Here is a 16,422-nt window from a genome sequence, read left to right as displayed (position 1 = left end):
AGCATCCTGTCTTTTTTATTGCACATGAAAATTCGTGCCATCTGTTGTTTCTTTTACAATACCTGCCCGAATCACAAAATCACCGAAATGTTCATGTTCCTCGCGTTCTTTTGCATAGCGGGGGAGAAGAGAGCCAAGCTCGTTTAAAATGTCTTCTTCTCCTACATTTTCTCGGTACAGTTTACTTAATCTGCTGCCATCAAACGCAGCGCCAAGATACATGTTGTATTTACCAGGTGATTTCCCGATAAAGCCAATTTCACCAAGCGCATGACGGGCGCATCCATTTGGACATCCAGTCATACGAATCGTGATTTCTTTATCACTTAAGCCATTTTCTTCGACAATCTCTTCAATTTTGTCAATCAAGCGCGGGAGGTAGCGTTCTGCCTCTGCCATTGCTAAGCCGCATGTCGGAAGAGCAACACAGGCCATTGAACTGCGGCGCAGTGCAGAGTGCTGCTGTCCATCTGACAAACCAAACTCCTCAATGAGCTGCTCGATTTGTTTCTTTTTGTGAGATGTGACGTTTCCAATGATCAAATTTTGATTCGCTGTTAAGCGGAAGTCACCTGTATGAATCTTTGCGATTTCACGAATGCCTGTCATCAGCGGGTAGTCATCGTAATCCGTGATGCGTCCGCCTTCTACAAACATCGTATAATGCCATCTGCCATTGATGCCTTTTACCCAGCCATAGCGGTCACCGTTATGATCGAAGTGATAATCTCTTGCATCTAATAGGGTAAATCCAAGGCGGCGCTCAAGCTCTTCTTTTACATTCTCAAGACCGAGGCGGTCCACTGTATATTTAAAGCGGGCATTTTTTCTCACCGAACGGTTTCCATAGTCACGCTGAATGGTGATCACTTGTTTGGCAATCTCTACAACTTGTTCCGGTGTACAAAAGCCAATTACTTTTGCAAGCTGAGGATAGGTCGCTGTATCACCATGAGTCATGCCCATTCCGCCGCCAATCGCGACATTAAAACCGACTAATTGATCATTTTCAATAATCGCAATGAAGCCTAAATCCTGCGAAAACACATCAATATCGTTAGCAGGAGGGACCGCCACACCAATCTTGAATTTTCTTGGCAAATAAAGCGGACCATACATCGGCTCAACCTCTGTATCAGGCGTTGCTGCTACCTTTTCCTCATCAAGCCAAATTTCATGGTACGCTCTTGTTTGCGGAAGCAGGTCATCACTTAATTTTTTGGCGAGCTCGTATACATCATGGTGTACTTCTGATTGATAGGGGTTTGATGTACACATGACATTACGGTTCACATCGCCGCAAGCAGCGATCGTATCAAGCATAGTGGAATGAATGTCTTGAATGGTCTTTTTCATGTTCCATTTTAAAATACCGTGAAGCTGAAAGGTTTCACGAGTTGTCAGCTTTAACGTACCGTTTCCGTATTGATGAGCAAGCTCATCCATCACAAGCCACTGCTTAGATGTAGCGATTCCGCCAGGCAGGCGGACGCGCAGCATAAATTGATAGGCAGGCTCAAGCTTTTGTTTTTGCCGTTCATTTCTCAGGTCACGATCATCCTGTAAATAACTGCCGTGATGCTTCATCAGGCGGTTGTCATCATCAGGGATACCCGCTGAAATCGGATCAAGCATCACTTCTTTTAAAGTACCCCGTAAATAATCACTTTTTTCTTTGATTTCCTCTACGTCGCTCGGAGGTCCATCCGGCGCTGTTAATGCTGTCTTCACCATGTAAGTAAAAGCTCCTTTCTTTCAAGCATTCAATCAATATACGTCACGCTGATAGCGTTTTTGCTGCTGCAAGTTGGCTAGATAGCTTTCAGCTTTCTCTTTGCTCATCGCACCTTCTTCTTGGATGATTGATAGAAGGGTATCATGAACATCATGCGCCATATGTTTTTCATCTCCGCAGACATATACATAGGCACCTTGCTCCAGCCATTCGAATAATTCTTTACTTTGTTTCTTCATTTGATGCTGGACATATACTTTTTCCTCTGAATCTCTTGAAAAAGCCACATCCATTTTCGTTAACACACCATCTTTTAACCACTTTTGCCATTCGGTTTGATATAAGAAATCCGTCACAAAGTGCTGATCACCGAAGAACAACCATGACTTTCCGTCTGCACCGACTTCCTCGCGCTCCTGCATAAAGGAACGGAAAGGCGCAATGCCTGTGCCTGGTCCTACCATAATGATCGGTGCATCAGGGTTTTCAGGAAGCTTAAAGTTTTGATTGTGCTGAATATAAACAGGCAGCTTATCACCTGGCTCTAAGCGCTCCGCACATAAGATTGAGCAGACACCTTGACGTTCTCTTCCGTGAGCATCATATCTCACAGCACCGATTGTCAAATGAACTTCTTCTTCATTTGCTTTAAGGCTGCTTGCAATGGAATAAAGGCGTGCCGGAATTTTTCTTAAAATGGCAGTGAAGTCTGCCGCTGTTCCTTCAAAAGGACCGAAATCACGAGCAGCATCTACTAAATCTCTTCCTGCTATATATGCTTTTAACTTTTCTTCGTTTCCTTCTTCTAAAAGGGCCTGCAAGGCTTCGCTCTTTGTAAAGGACGCCATCTTTTGAAGAAGAGGTTTTGTTAAGACAGTAATCTCAAAATGAGAGGTGAGTGCTTCCTTTAAAGGAAGCGTGTCGCCGTTTTTATGAACGGTTACGGCTTCCTCTGCATCCCATCCGCATGCCTTGATCAGTTCATCAACAAGGGCTGGATCATTTGTTGGATAAATACCAAGGCTGTCACCCGGCTCATAAACAAGTCCTGATCCTTCAAGAGAAAGCTCCAAATGACGGGTTTCTTTGTTAGAACCGCGACCATTTAGATTGATATTTTCAAGCACTTCAGCATAAAAAGGATTTGTTCTTGAGTATTCAGATGCAGCTGTTTGAGTGTTTGCTTCCGCTGATTCCTGCGGGGCTGCTGCGGCTCCGCCTTCGCTAAGTGAAGATGCCACCCCTTGAAGCCATTCAGAAAACGGCTCATCATAATCAAGATCACAGTCCACTCGATCGAAAAGACGCGTTCCGCCAAGTTCTTTTAAGCGCTCATCAAATTCTTTACCTGTTTGACAAAAGAATTCGTAAGAGCTGTCACCAAGTGATAGGACAGAAAAGCTTAAATGATCAAGCTTTGGTGCCCGTCTGCCGTGAACATATTCATGGAAAGAAAGGGCATTATCAGGCGGATCTCCCTCGCCATGTGTGCTGACGATAATTAGTAAATTGTTTATTTTTTTCAGACTATTTGGTTTAAAATCTGACATAGAAGAGAGCGTCACTTGAAAACCTTTCTCTTCAAGATGCTGCGCTGTCTTTTTTGCTAACCCTTCAGAATTGCCTGTTTGCGAGCCATAAAGCACGGTCACATCTTTATTGACAGGCTGCGCTGGTGCTGCAGCAGAAGGAGAAGGGGTTTGGGCAGTATTTTCTAATCCGGTTAAAGCTGCCTGTGCTGATAAATAACCGGTAAGCCAAATTTTTTGCTGATCTGTTAAAGTCGGAAGCAGCTGATTAAGCAGTTCTGCCTGCTCCTGACTAAACGGACTGTTCAATACATGAAGTTGCAACGATATCCACCTCACAAGGAATATAAACATAGATTAATTCGATAGGAATTATATATATAGGTTCAATTTGAACTTTACCGAAAGTTTGCCATTAAGTAAAATATATAATATTGATTGTCATGATTAAGATTTCTAATACCTTTGCAAGGTGAAGGAACATGAAGGTGAATCGTTTAGCTGGATAAAGCACCTTTAGAAAAATGAGCCGTTTTGAATGAAGAAGCGATCGTAAGGAATTGAAAAGGGGTGTATGAAAGTTGATGCAGCTAAAATTTAAAAACACAAAATATTTTCGGCTTGTCATCTTGATTTTTCTCATTTTATTAGTAGCGTGCCATTCTCCAAAGGGCAATATAAAGGATTCAGACAATAAGAATAAAATAACAGCACCTTTTTCAAAAAAAGGCATCCTGCTAAGAAAAGGGGAGACGAACTTACTTCTTATTAACAATAAAACGCCTCTAAAAAGCGATGATTCATTGAAAACTCATCTTCTTATTGAAAAGTATAAAAATGATCTCATCGTTATGGATTTAACAAAAGTAGATTCTAAACAGCTGTCACAGGGTCAAACGATTGAGGTTTGGTTTGATGAGTTACAAGAATCGTTTCCTCCTAAAGCAACGGTCAAAAAATATCACATCATGATGGATAAGTAGGGGAGCAGGGGCAGATTCTTTCTATCAAGAAAAAGGAGAAAAACCCTAAGGTTTTTCTCCTTTCTCAAATTATGCTGTTGGAAGTCCCATCACAGCTTTCACTTCTAAATATTCCTCGATCCCGAAGTCTCCCCATTCTCTTCCAATACCAGATTGCTTAAAGCCGCCAAACGGGGCAAAGTAATCTGTTTCGGCATTGTTGATGGTAATTTGACCGGCACGAATATGTTCAGCTACATATTTTAATGTTTTTTCATCTTTTCCAACCACATAGCCAGCAAGGCCATACACTGTATCATTGGCAATCTCAAGGGCATGATCAAGGTCCTGATATGTGATCACACTCATGACGGGTCCGAATATTTCCTCTTGCGCAATGGTCATATCATTTTTCACATTTGTGAAGATAGTATGCTTGGCGAAATATCCTTTGTCTAGTCCGTCCGGCTTACCAGTTCCCCCAGCAAGTAGGTGAGCACCTTCTTCAATTCCTTTTTCAATATAAGACTGCACGGTATCCCATTGCTTTTTGGAGACAAGCGGGCCAGTGGCGTGATCTTCTCTCGGATCACCAACTGTAAACTTCGGCAGGGCATTCAGCAGCGCTTTTTCAAATGCGTCTTTCATTGATTCAGGAATCAGCACACGTGTAGCTGCGGAACATACTTGACCTGTATTCATCGCAATATGATGAACGGCTGTTTCGGCTGCCTCATCCACATCTGCATCATCTAAGACGATAAGAGGGGATTTCCCGCCGAGCTCAAGAGCCACTTTCTTAATATTGTCTGCAGCATTTTCCATTATTTTAGAGCCGACAGCACCTGATCCCGTAAATGAAACAAAGTCAATATCAGGGTGGGAGCTAATGCCGTCACCAATGACATCACCAGTTCCGTTTACTAGGTTGAAGACGCCTTTCGGTACGCCAGCTTCATCAATGATGTCTGCAAGAATCATTGCGGCAAAAGGTGTAATTTCCGCAGGCTTTAAGACAACTGGCGAGCCTGCTGCAATGGCACCCGCAATTTTAAGTGATGTTTGATTCGTTGGGAAATTCCAAGGTGTAATCAATCCGCTGACACCAATCGCTTCTTTTATAATGGTGTGTCCGCCGCGGTCCTCAGTAAATGTATACGATTTAAGTGCTTCCGCTGCTTTAGAAAAATGTTCATATCCCATTTTGTAATGAACCTCTTCTGATACTTTCAGCGGTGCACCAAGCTCTTGTGTCATGACTTCTATCAGTTCATCCTTACGCTTTTCGTAGCCGCGCACAATGTTTTCCAGCATCTTTACGCGTTCATTTCGAGATGTTTTTGAGAAAGAAGGAAAGGCGGCACGAGCAGCTTTGACTGCCTTATCTAAATCTTCTTTTGTTCCTAAACTAATGGTGCCAATGACTTCCTCCGTAGCAGGATTGATGACTTCCGTCGTTTCGTTTCCTGTTGATGCGATCCATTCTCCGTTAATAAAATGTTTCTCTTGATTTCTCATTCTGACATGTCTCCTTTTTATATGTGATTCCATTCAATATTCTGTTTTCAGGTGATATAAAACTGTACCCACTGTGAAAAATCTAAAACGATGAAACTGCAAAAGAAAAAGTTTCTGATATAATACGCAAAGTGGGACATATGTCCTTTTCAACATCAGGGCATCTATCATTTAATGGAACTAGACTGAAAAAAGAAGGAGCATTTGAACGAATGAAAGGTGTTATTTTCGCTTTATTAGGAGGCGCTTGTATTACACTGCAAGGCGTAGCAAACGCAAGAATCAGCCAGGATATCGGGACATGGCAGGCGGCAACCATCACGCAGCTGACCGGTTTTATTATTGCACTGATCATTTTACTGATCGTACGTGACGGACACTTCAGGGAATATCGAAAGGTGAAGCCACTGTATTTAATTGGAGGCGCATTTGCAGCCATTATTATTTTCAATGAAGTCACTGCAATTCAAAGGATCGGTGTCACACTGACCATCGCTGCTTTACTCATTGCACAGCTTGCATTTACCTTTGCAATCGATGCAAAAGGATGGTTTGGTGTACAGAAGAAGAAAATGAAATGGCCGCATTATGCAGGAATTCTATTGATGATCGCAGGCGTCATCATTTTAAAGCTATAAAGGAGGACGTCAGATGGAGGAGCTTCATGATGAATCTCTATTTTCCTCTTATCTCAAGGCACATGAATTAGAAACCGTCTTTCATCAGAAACTCATATCACACGTCAGCTTATGGCGCTATGAGCAAGGTGAGCTGATTTGTTCAAAGGGAGATCAGAGGGAGCACTTGTACTTGTTAGTAAAAGGAAAATTAAAGATTTTCACCACCACAAAAGAAGGGAAGACCTTTATTCTTTGTTTTAAACATCCTCTTGAAGCGATTGGAGATATTGAATACGTTCAGCAGACTGAGATGGTCAATACAGTGGAGGCTGTCACAGAAGTACATATGCTAAGGATTTCTCATCAAGCGCTCATGCGCCATGCAAAGGATGACCCCCGCGTGTTAACCTTTTTACTAAAGGGCATCACAAACAAATTTTATACGAAATCAAACGATTTGAGCTTCCACCTTTTATATCCTGTAGAGGTCAGGCTTGCAAGCTACTTATTGTCTGTGTTAACAGGGGATAACAGCGCGAGCGCACTTCGTCTTACTGATGCGGCGAGCTTAATTGGTACAAGCTACCGTCATATTAACCGGGTGATTCAGCAATTTTGTGAAAAAGGGCTGATAGAGAGGCGAAGAGGGAAGATTACGATTCTTGACCGGGAAGGACTCTTAGAAATAGCGGAGCGAAACATTTATGAATAGAAGAAATGAAGGGATTCAGACATGATCATAGGAATAGGATTAGCCATCACGGCTGGCGCACTCGTCAGCTTACAAACCATTTTTAACAGTAAGGTCAATGAGCAGACAGGCTCTTGGTCAACGACCACTCTCGTTCTAGGTATGGGCTTTATTGCTTCACTTTTGATGGGTCTTTTGCTAGAAGGAACCGGCATGTTTCAATTAAGACATATGGAAGCGTGGTACTGGATGAGCGGAGCCATTGGAGTAGGGGTGGTCATCTGCCTCGTTCAAAGTATCAAACGTCTTGGTCCGACTTATGGAATCTCGATTGTCCTGATTTCACAGCTCGGTTCTGCGCTTTTGTTCGATTCGCTTGGCTGGCTTGGGTTAGAGAAAGTGGAATTTTCTCCCGCAAAACTATTAGGTGTCATTGTGATTGTTGCGGGGATCCTAGTGTTTAAATTGACCAAATTGGAGTCAGCAGAAGAGGATCAATCAGAAGAAAAAGGGCTGCCACAAGAGTAAGCTGCCCTTTAGATCAACCGCCGCCATAGAACAGTGATCGCGGATAAACCATTTAAAAGGAACCTTTTCATCAAAGGCTTTTTTTTCTGCCCATAGGACTGCGCTTTATAGGCTGTTTTGTCCTTCGCGACAAGTATACTATAGGCAATTTTACGTTCTATTGCCTGAGTAAGTGATAGCGCAAAAGGGGCACTATCAATGACCAAAATTGACTCTGTATTTAAAAAACTAGACCTCGCATCTAAATTATATGTGCCAATAATACTTAAATAATCATCAATGACCATTGATTTCGCATGAATGGAATACGGGCCTTCATATTCGTACAAATGAACGCCTGTTTTCATCAGTTCCTTTTTCGTGCTTAAGTAACCTGCAAAAGCTAACGGATTTGGCGTCGCTGTAAGAGAATTCGTGACAACTGTCGTTTGAATCCCGCTGGCTAAGGGAGTGAGGCCGTCTTTCATGGGTCGTGTCGGGATGACATAAGGCGTCTGTATGAGCACAGAACGCTTTGCCCGGTGGGCTAGATCGTTTAGTTTTTTGAGCACAAGAGGACGCTTATTGAAGCGCTCCACAGGATTTGTAAAAAATGCAATCTGCTTTACTGAGGTGCCATCTGCTGCCCAATTAAAGGACGACATCACAAAAGGTTCTTTCGCATGCACGGCCTCCTGATAGGATCTAAGCAGTTTCTTTCTTAGTTTTAAGCCTTTCTTTGCTTTTTGTTTGGAGAACACAGCTTTTGTTCTTTTCGTAAAGTCATGATTCCATAAATAAACGAAGTATTGCTCCATTTCATCTAATACTTTTCCTTTTTTGTCGTTATAAAGCAGCACATCGCGGTCAAATGCAAAATCTTTCGGGGGCTGATCTGCAAAGTATTTATCACCGATATTTCTTCCGCCCATCACAGCCACTCGGCCATCTGCCAGCAGCAGCTTATCATGAAGGCGGTTATGCCACGTCCATGGCTTAAATAACCGAAAGGGCTCATAAAAACGAATGGCCATGTTCGGGTGATTTGCCACGGCATATCGTAAATGCTTCAGCGGTCCACGCAAACTGTGGCAGATGCCGTCTAAAAGCAGCTGAACTTTCACCCCTCGATCAGCAGCTTCAATTAAAGCACCTAGTACCCATTCGGCTGTTTTTCCCTTTTGAATGGAATAATAACTAAGGCGGATCATCCTCTTTGACTCACGAATCATTTGGATTCTGACCTGACCAGACTCAAATCCATCGTCAAGAAGCATCACTTGATTTGTGCCCTGATCGTCTCCTGAGATCGAAGAGGCTTTATAGATACAATGTTCTTTGCATGTTTTTTGGATCGGTAAATAAAACAAAACAAATGCGGTCAAAAAGACATAAACGACATAGAGAAGGATCAGAAAAAACAAAAGATGAAGCATACGGATCAGCTCCTTTCACATAGACACAACTTTTCCTTAGTTTATGTCAAAAATAAAATTTCACTCATTTTCGCCTTTTATCTAAATACATGACAAAAGAATCATCTTGTTTTTATTGGGCATTTAATTATAGTATGAAATGAATAAGGGGGAATCGAATTGAATGAATCATTATTTAACATCCCAAGTGATGTATATCAAACGTTAAGTGAAACAGAACGATATTTACTCAATTATATTCACCAGCATTTAGAGGATATCTCCACCTTATCCATTGTCACTTTAAGCGAAAGAGCCAATGTTTCAACGGCCACGATAGTCAGGCTGATGAAAAAAATTGGCTATAACGGCTATACATCCTTTAAATATCGATTGAAACAAGAAAAGAAAATGACAGATGCAAGCGACCAGCTCAAAAATATTGATGAAGACATCAAACTAGCAATTCGGAAAAATGAAGAAGAGGTTTTAAAAACGATACAGCTGCAAAGTATTGGACAAATTGAAGATGCCGTTCAAAAAATACATAATGCAGACAAAATTTATATTTTCGGCAGGGGCTTCTCAGAGATGATCGCCAAAGAGATGACCATCAAATTACAGCTCATCGGGAAAACATGTGAAGTACACGACGATCCGAATATCATTCGGCTGAAATCGCGAGACATTGATAAAAGTGAGCTTGCCATCTTTGTTTCATTAAATGGCGAAACAGCTGAGCTTGTTGAAGCATGTCAAAACCTCAGCATGAAGCAAGTCACAACTATTACGCTTACGACAAGAATAGATTCTACATTAAGCAAAATATCAGATATGACACTAGTCGGATATAAAGGGGAACAATCTTTCTTCCCAGATTATGAAGTGAGGTCCCGCCTGTCTCTTCATGTCATTGCCCGCATTTTACTTGATGCTTATGTGATCCGAATGAAATAACCAATAAGAAAGCCTTCGAGACTTTGATCTGGAAGGCTTTTTCTCATGAAAACCTTTACACATTCTGAAAACATTTTCACTGAATCGTATGAGATACTTTCTTTAGAGAAAAGAAAGAAGGTGAAACCAATTGATTTATACATGCACCTTAAATCCTGCTATTGACCTATATATTGCATTAAAAGAAATGCGGGCAAATGCAGTCAACCGGACGGAAGATGAAGATTATCAGCCGAATGGAAAAGGCGTGAACGTGTCAATTATGCTAAAGAAATATGGCTTCACCAGCACTGCATTAGGATTTATCGCTGGGTTTTCAGGCTCTTATATTGAACAATCTTTAAAGGATCTCTCCATTCAGACCGATTTTATCTCGGTTGAAGGAATCACACGAATTAATGTTTTTATCAATACGACAGAAGAATACAAGCTCGTGAATCAGGGCCCTGCAATTGAAGAAAAAGCGCTTCACGCCTTTCGTGAGAAAATTGCGGCTATCCCGCAGGGAGGCATCCTCATCATGTCAGGCAGTCTGCCAAAAGGCGTTCCTGCCAGCATTTTTTCAGAAGTAGCAGCTATTTGCCATCAACAGAAGGTCAAGTTTATTTTAGACACAAGCTCAGCAGCAGTTCTTGAGACGCTTCAATACAAGCCGTATTTACTAAAACCGAATGAAGAAGAAATTGCTGCTTTTTTCGGCAAAACACATCCTTTGTCAGAAAAAGAACTCATTCAATCAGGAGAAAAGCTCATTGAGATGGGTGCAGAGCAAGTGCTTATTTCCCGAGGCGAGGAAGGGGCTTTATTCATTACGAAGGGCGCAGTGTTTAAAGGAAACGCACCAACAGGCACTGTCGTAAACACAGCTTGTTCTGGAGATGCGATGCTCGCAGCTTTTCTTAGTAAACACCTTGAAGGACACTTACCTGAAGAGTGCTTACGCTACGGGATTGCAACGGGAGCATCCACTGCATTTTCAAAAGGCTTAAGTGATTTACATGATATTGATTCATTGATTGAGCAAGTACACATTCAGAAGATATAAGGGGGAATAACACATGAGCCGTAAAAAAATTGTCGCTGCAACCGGCTGTCCAACAGGTATTGCACACACATTTATGGCAGCTGAAGCATTAAAAATCGCTGCTGAGCAGCTAGGGGTCGACATTAAAGTCGAAACGCATGGTCAAGTGGGAATTGAAAACGCTTTAACTGATCAAGACATTATGGAAGCAGATGGGGTCATTGTGGCAGCTGACAAAGATGTAAATACAGATCGTTTTCACGGCAAACCACTCATTGAAGTGCCTGTAGCCAAAGGCATTCGCACGCCGGCTGAGCTGATCCAAAGCATTATAAATGGAGATGCTCCCGTTCATCAAGTGAAAGGAAGAGCTTCTGGAACAGAAAAACCATCTGCTCCTTCATCCTCTCAACAAAAGTCGGCAAATAAATGGATACACACCATCTATAAGCACTTAATGAATGGTGTATCACACATGCTGCCATTTGTCGTTGGAGGCGGGGTCTTAATTGCCCTTTCTTTCTTATTTGGTATCTACTCTGCTGATCCTAAGCACGAAACGTATCATCCGTTTGCTGCCTATTTGAAAAGCATTGGCGGACTTGGCTTCAGCTTAATGGTGCCAATTTTAGCAGCATTTATTGCTGATTCAATCGCAAGACGCCCAGGGATGGTCGTTGGATTTATAGGGGGTCTCCTTGCAAATGATGGAGGTGCTGGTTTCTTAGGCGGTATTATCGCAGGTTTTGCAGCAGGTTATATCATTTTATTGCTTCAATTCTTGCTTCAAAAACTACCAGCATCACTTGATGGATTAAAATCGATCTTCATCTATCCTGTCATCGGTATTTTCTTAATCGGGGCTGTCATGACCCCGCTGTTAGTTCCAATCACAGGGCTAAATAATTCCTTAATGGATTTTCTCTCATCTGTACAATCCACAAACCCTCTGCTTTTAGGCTTAATTGTTGGAGCGATGTGTGGATTTGATATGGGAGGACCTTTTAACAAAGCAGCCTATGTCACAGGAACGGCTTTACTTGCAGAAGGTAACCTTTACTTCATGGCAGGTGTGTCAGCAGCATGTATCACACCGCCGCTTATCATTGCGATTGCTACAACGATTTTCCGAAAACATTTCACGCCACAAGAACGAAATGCAGGGGCAATCAACTATATTCTAGGAGCGACACATATTACAGAAGGAGCCATCCCATTTGCGGCCAAAAACCCGGTTGTTGTCCTGCCAATTATCATGTTTGGCTCGGCTATCTCTGCTATATTGACGTATCTCTTTGGCGTACAGGTTCCAGCTCCACATGGCGGGTTCCTTGTCCTCCCAGTTGTCACAGGTGCATTCCAATGGGTGCTTTCCATACTAATCGGATCACTCGTAGGTGCGATTCTCTACGGACTTTACCGTAAAAAAATAGACAAACCAGCAGTTTAAAAGGGAGGAAGAGAAATGATGGAACATATCTATATGAATCTTCACGAAACAGCTTCTTCACAGGCTGGCGTGTTCGCAGCCATTGCAGACATTGCCTATAAAGCAGGTATTTGCACCTCACCAGAGGATGTCAAAAAAGGCTTAGCGGAAAGGGAAGCACTTAGTACAACCGGATTTCAAGATGGATTTGCCATTCCGCATACACAAACAGAAGCCATCACGAAACCAGCACTTGTGATCGTCCGCACGGAAACAGGAATTGAATGGGACGCTTTTGATGGGAAGCCTTGCTTTTTCTTCTTATCCTTACTGATCCCTAAAAGTGAGGCAGGGACGACTCATTTAAAAGCACTTTCAGCCCTTTCACGAGGCTTAATGGATGAAACGAAACGTCAAAAACTGCTGGAAACAAGAACAAATGAAGACATGCTTGCTGTATTAGAAACGGATATTTTAACTAGAGAGGATGTTTGATCATGCCTTTACTTTCAACAACACCAATGCTTGAGGCTGCGAAAAAAGAAAAATACGGAATTGTGGCATTCAATGTACACTCCTTTGACAGTATCTATTGGGTGCTCGAAACTGCTGCAGAATTAAAGTCACCTGTGATTTTGCAAACAACGGTTGGAACGGTTCAATCTCTTGGAGCAAAAGCGATTGCAGATACAGTGAAGGCGGCGGCTGATCAATATCAAATCCCAATCGGTCTTCACCTGGATCACTGCACAGACTTTGATGTGATTCTCACCTGTATCAGGGCTGGATATACATCCGTTATGATCGATGCATCTATGCACTCATATGAAGAAAATGTACGCCGCACAAAAGAAGTCGTAGATCTTGCCATAAAAGTCGGTGTAAATGTCGAAGCAGAGCTAGGCAAGGTAGGCGGCGTAGAAGATGATATCGTCGTCGACGAAAAGGATGCTGAAAAAGCCGTTCCATCAGAATGCCGCCAATTTGTAGAAGAAACTGGGGTGCCTACTTTAGCGCCTGCGATTGGTACTGCCCATGGCATTTATAAAGGGGTGCCGGATATTGACTTTGCCCGCATTGAACAAATTGCAGCGCTTGTCGATGTACCACTTGTCCTGCACGGTGGTTCCGCTGTACCAGATGAGGATGTCAAGCGATGCGTTGCACTTGGTATGGCAAAGGTGAATGTCTCAACTGAACTGAAAAATGCGTATTCCGAAGCAATACGTGATCATTTCTCAAACGAACCTGAAAGCTTAGATCCGCGTATGTATTTACAAAAAGCAAAACAAGCAGCAAAAGACATGGTCCAATCGAAAATACGAATCGTTGGCAGTGAGGGCAAAGCCCTTCCGTTATATCAATAAGAAAAAAAGCAGAGCTGCTATCGCTCTGCTTTTTCCCTTTATTCGTTTTCCTTCATTTCATTAGATGTGCGTACCCGTGCATTTCCCATAAATACGACCGTAATCGCCGCAAGTGCAATCGGGAATAATGCAAGCATAAATACGTACGTAATACTTTGTGACATCGCATCGATGACTTTATTTAAAATATCAGTCGGAATTTGTGAGCGGGCACCTTCTTGGAAAATAGCCTGTGGATCGCTTATTTGAGAAGGGGCTCCTTTCATTCCGCTAAAGGCATCAGCTAAACGATTTGTCAGCACATTGGTTTGAATCGTCCCGAAAATCGTTACACCGAGCGTCATTCCAAGTGATCTCATAAATGAATTGGTCGAGTTTGCACTGCCTCGGTAGCGCGGCTCAAGATCATTCATTGAAGCTGACGGCAGCAGGGAGAAGCTGAACCCGACGCCAAAGCCTGATATCATCATAAAGAGTGTGAGCCACAGTCTTGCTGTATCTGGTGACATATTGGCAAGCAGCAGCATCCCAGCGAAAAATGAAATGACAGAAATAGTCATAAGACGTCTGAAAGGCACTTTCGTCTGCATCGTTCCGCCAATCATACTGCCAATGACTGATCCAATCATCATCGGTGTTAAAATGAACCCTGCACTTGTTGCAGATTCACCGTACACAGCCTGCACGAAAATAGGGATAAAGACAGCAAGAATAATAAATGTCCCGCCATATAAAAACGCCAAAATTTGAGATGTTGCAAATAATCGATTTTTAAACATCCAAAATGAGATAATCGGCTCCTCAGCCTTACGCTCAACAATAAAGAAGATCGTACCGAACACAAGAAACACAGCAAAAAGTGTGAGGATTTGCACCGAATCCCAAGCATAAGATTTACCGCCAAGCTCAAGCGCGAACATTAAGCTGACAACCGCAACGACAAGTGTAATAGCACCTGACCAGTCGATTTTCTGCTTACGATGTTCAAGCGATTCCTGATAGTATCTGGCGATCAAGAAGACACTGACAATACCAATTGGCACATTAATATAGAAAACCCAATGCCAGCCGATCGAATCCGTAATAATAGCACCTAAAAGCGGTCCGAGTACACTTGATAAACCAAAGACTGCTCCAAACATACCAGACATTTTTCCGCGCTTTTCAGGCGGGAAGATGTCAAAGATAATCGTAAATGCGATCGGAAGAAGTGCACCGCCCCCAAGCCCTTGAATGGCTCGGTAAATAATGAGCTGATCCATCGTTTGCGCGATACCGCACAGCGCTGATCCAATTAAAAAGAAAATAAGTCCAAACAGAAAAAAACGCTTTCGACCATACATATCAGAAAGCTTTCCGTAAATCGGCATTCCCGCCATCACTGCCACCATATAAGAAGCCGTCACCCAAGCAAATTTATCAAAACTGCCTAAATCTGCTACGATGCTTCCCATTGCTGTTGCAACAATGGTATTGTCCATCGCTGCCATAAAAATCCCTAACAGCAAACCGATGACAACAAAGCGAGTGGATGCCTTGCCTTTATCCACATGATTCATTTCATTTACCTCCTGCTTACGTTCTCTCATTATTTTTGCTATGATCAACTTAACCATAAAGTAAGAGAACATTTATCTTGATGATCAAGATAAATTGATTTTAAAGGGAGGAGAACAAGTTGTCAATAAAGAACGAGGCTGAAGACAGAGCAGCCCAGATCATCCATACAATGAGGCGCCTCGCCACACGAACCGTCTTGTTCCACCAAGCGGCCGCTCAATCGCTCGGCCTTTTTCCAACAGATCTCAAATCCGCCGATTTATTAAACGAACTCGGTCCTCTCACAGCAGGAGAATTAAGTGAAAAAACAGGTCTTAGCTCAGGTGCGGTCACAGCTCTTATTGACCGCCTTGTCAAAGCGGGCTACGCCAAAAGAGAAAAAGACCCAAAGGACAAACGAAGAGTCATCATTGTCCCACTAACAGCAGGAAAATCACAAGTGAAAGAACTTTTCCAATCCTTATCAGCATCAACTAAACAGCTTACAAACGAATACAAAGCAGAAGAATTAGATTTAATTATTCAATTTATAACTGAAGCAGCAGATATCATGGAGCAAGAGCTGCAATTGCTGAAGTCTAAATCGTAAAAAGTACACTGATGCGGGTGTGCTTTTTCTAAGTGCATTCCTAATTCATGTAGGGATTGCCTCGACTAGTGACATCTTCCTTACCATGGAAGTGCTCTATAACAATTTTATAATGAAGTAGCTTAAAAAAATATTTATTTAAAAGATGTTCTAAATATCGCATCATAATTATTACTGACAAAAGTGGAGCTAAAGTATTCTATTGAAACATTGTCCATTTATATAATAAGTACTGTTTTTTGTATCAATATTCCTATTTAATGACAAAATTTTTATTGGTAAAATTGACCTTGTCAATGAATAGGAAGGAGTGAATTCTTCTGGGTAAGATACTTGATGCAAAAGCACTAACCAGTGCCATGGACACAAGGGCAAAACACTATCAGGAACTCCGCGAACAAATGATAGATTTAAAAAAGGCATTACAAGGTGTGGCCAATCTCGGTGATGATTTTACTGGGAAAGGTGCCGATAACATTAAAAGCTTTTATAAAGAGCTCGCTGGAAATGTAGACATGT

The 16,422-nt window shown here is 42.2% G+C and carries 16 protein-coding genes; 11 read left to right on the top strand and 5 right to left on the bottom strand.

Features of this window, described 5'->3' with window-relative positions:
• Positions 1-15 precede the first annotated feature (15 nt).
• On the bottom strand, positions 16-1,734 hold the full coding sequence (gene cysI, locus BA81_RS17600; protein WP_034284013.1) for an assimilatory sulfite reductase (NADPH) hemoprotein subunit: 1,719 nt from the start codon (positions 1,732-1,734) through the stop codon (positions 16-18).
• 33 nt (positions 1,735-1,767) lie between these two features.
• Positions 1,768-3,588, bottom strand: a complete 1,821-nt coding sequence (locus BA81_RS17595) for an assimilatory sulfite reductase (NADPH) flavoprotein subunit (RefSeq protein ID WP_034284011.1) — start codon at positions 3,586-3,588, stop codon at positions 1,768-1,770.
• Positions 3,589-3,848: 260 nt separating this feature from the next.
• Here BA81_RS17595 and BA81_RS17590 point away from each other — a divergent pair, with 260 nt between their 5' ends.
• Positions 3,849-4,247, top strand: a complete 399-nt coding sequence (locus BA81_RS17590) for a DUF3221 domain-containing protein (RefSeq protein WP_227001733.1) — start codon at positions 3,849-3,851, stop codon at positions 4,245-4,247.
• Between the two features lie 69 nt (positions 4,248-4,316).
• Here BA81_RS17590 and BA81_RS17585 read toward each other — a convergent pair whose 3' ends face one another.
• Complete coding sequence (locus BA81_RS17585) at positions 4,317-5,744, bottom strand: aldehyde dehydrogenase family protein (protein ID WP_034284008.1); 1,428 nt, start codon at positions 5,742-5,744, stop codon at positions 4,317-4,319.
• Between the two features lie 212 nt (positions 5,745-5,956).
• Between BA81_RS17585 and BA81_RS17580 the strand changes: the two genes are divergently transcribed.
• The 3 genes from BA81_RS17580 to BA81_RS17570 are packed head-to-tail and all read left to right on the top strand — an operon-like array spanning position 5,957 to position 7,583.
• Positions 5,957-6,382, top strand: a complete 426-nt coding sequence (locus BA81_RS17580) for a DMT family transporter (protein WP_034284059.1) — start codon at positions 5,957-5,959, stop codon at positions 6,380-6,382.
• Between the two features lie 13 nt (positions 6,383-6,395).
• Positions 6,396-7,076: a Crp/Fnr family transcriptional regulator gene (locus tag BA81_RS17575; RefSeq protein ID WP_034284006.1), complete on the top strand. Its 681-nt coding sequence runs from the start codon at positions 6,396-6,398 to the stop codon at positions 7,074-7,076.
• Between the two features lie 21 nt (positions 7,077-7,097).
• Complete coding sequence (locus tag BA81_RS17570) at positions 7,098-7,583, top strand: DMT family transporter (protein ID WP_034284003.1); 486 nt, start codon at positions 7,098-7,100, stop codon at positions 7,581-7,583.
• An 8-nt stretch (positions 7,584-7,591) separates the two neighbouring features.
• On the opposite strand, the gene BA81_RS17565 is transcribed toward BA81_RS17570, so the two are convergent.
• The gene (locus BA81_RS17565) at positions 7,592-8,998 is read right to left on the bottom strand and encodes a phospholipase D-like domain-containing protein (RefSeq protein ID WP_034284002.1); all 1,407 of its coding nucleotides are present in this window, start codon (positions 8,996-8,998) and stop codon (positions 7,592-7,594) included.
• A gap of 159 nt (positions 8,999-9,157) precedes the next feature.
• On the opposite strand from BA81_RS17565, the gene BA81_RS17560 reads away from it, so the two are divergent.
• The 5 genes from BA81_RS17560 to BA81_RS17540 all read left to right on the top strand — a co-directional run bounded on the left by BA81_RS17560 (position 9,158) and on the right by BA81_RS17540 (position 13,754).
• Positions 9,158-9,934, top strand: coding sequence for a MurR/RpiR family transcriptional regulator (locus tag BA81_RS17560; protein WP_034284000.1), 777 nt, complete (start codon positions 9,158-9,160; stop codon positions 9,932-9,934).
• 130 nt (positions 9,935-10,064) lie between these two features.
• A complete protein-coding gene (gene pfkB / locus BA81_RS17555) occupies positions 10,065-10,979 on the top strand; it encodes a 1-phosphofructokinase (RefSeq protein ID WP_034283997.1) in 915 nt (304 codons plus the stop codon).
• Between the two features lie 13 nt (positions 10,980-10,992).
• A complete protein-coding gene (locus tag BA81_RS17550) occupies positions 10,993-12,408 on the top strand; it encodes a PTS fructose transporter subunit IIC (protein WP_034283995.1) in 1,416 nt (471 codons plus the stop codon).
• Positions 12,409-12,423: 15 nt separating this feature from the next.
• Positions 12,424-12,882: a PTS sugar transporter subunit IIA gene (locus tag BA81_RS17545; RefSeq protein ID WP_024427781.1), complete on the top strand. Its 459-nt coding sequence runs from the start codon at positions 12,424-12,426 to the stop codon at positions 12,880-12,882.
• Between the two features lie 2 nt (positions 12,883-12,884).
• Positions 12,885-13,754, top strand: coding sequence for a class II fructose-bisphosphate aldolase (locus tag BA81_RS17540; protein ID WP_034283992.1), 870 nt, complete (start codon positions 12,885-12,887; stop codon positions 13,752-13,754).
• 38 nt (positions 13,755-13,792) lie between these two features.
• On the opposite strand, the gene BA81_RS17535 is transcribed toward BA81_RS17540, so the two are convergent.
• Positions 13,793-15,313 carry an MDR family MFS transporter gene (locus tag BA81_RS17535; protein WP_034283991.1) on the bottom strand — a complete coding sequence of 507 codons (1,521 nt, stop codon included), beginning with the start codon at positions 15,311-15,313 and terminating at the stop codon, positions 13,793-13,795.
• 170 nt (positions 15,314-15,483) lie between these two features.
• Here BA81_RS17535 and BA81_RS17530 point away from each other — a divergent pair, with 170 nt between their 5' ends.
• Complete coding sequence (locus BA81_RS17530) at positions 15,484-15,903, top strand: MarR family winged helix-turn-helix transcriptional regulator (RefSeq protein ID WP_051627375.1); 420 nt, start codon at positions 15,484-15,486, stop codon at positions 15,901-15,903.
• 320 nt (positions 15,904-16,223) lie between these two features.
• The coding region (locus BA81_RS19490) for a T7SS effector LXG polymorphic toxin (protein WP_218012064.1) at positions 16,224-16,422 on the top strand (199 nt) is incomplete at its 3' end.

The sequence above is a fragment of the Bacillus safensis FO-36b genome, from assembly GCF_000691165.1.
GTDB classification, from domain to species: Bacteria; Bacillota; Bacilli; order Bacillales; family Bacillaceae; genus Bacillus; species Bacillus safensis.
This window is presented reverse-complemented; position numbering and strand designations above follow the sequence as displayed.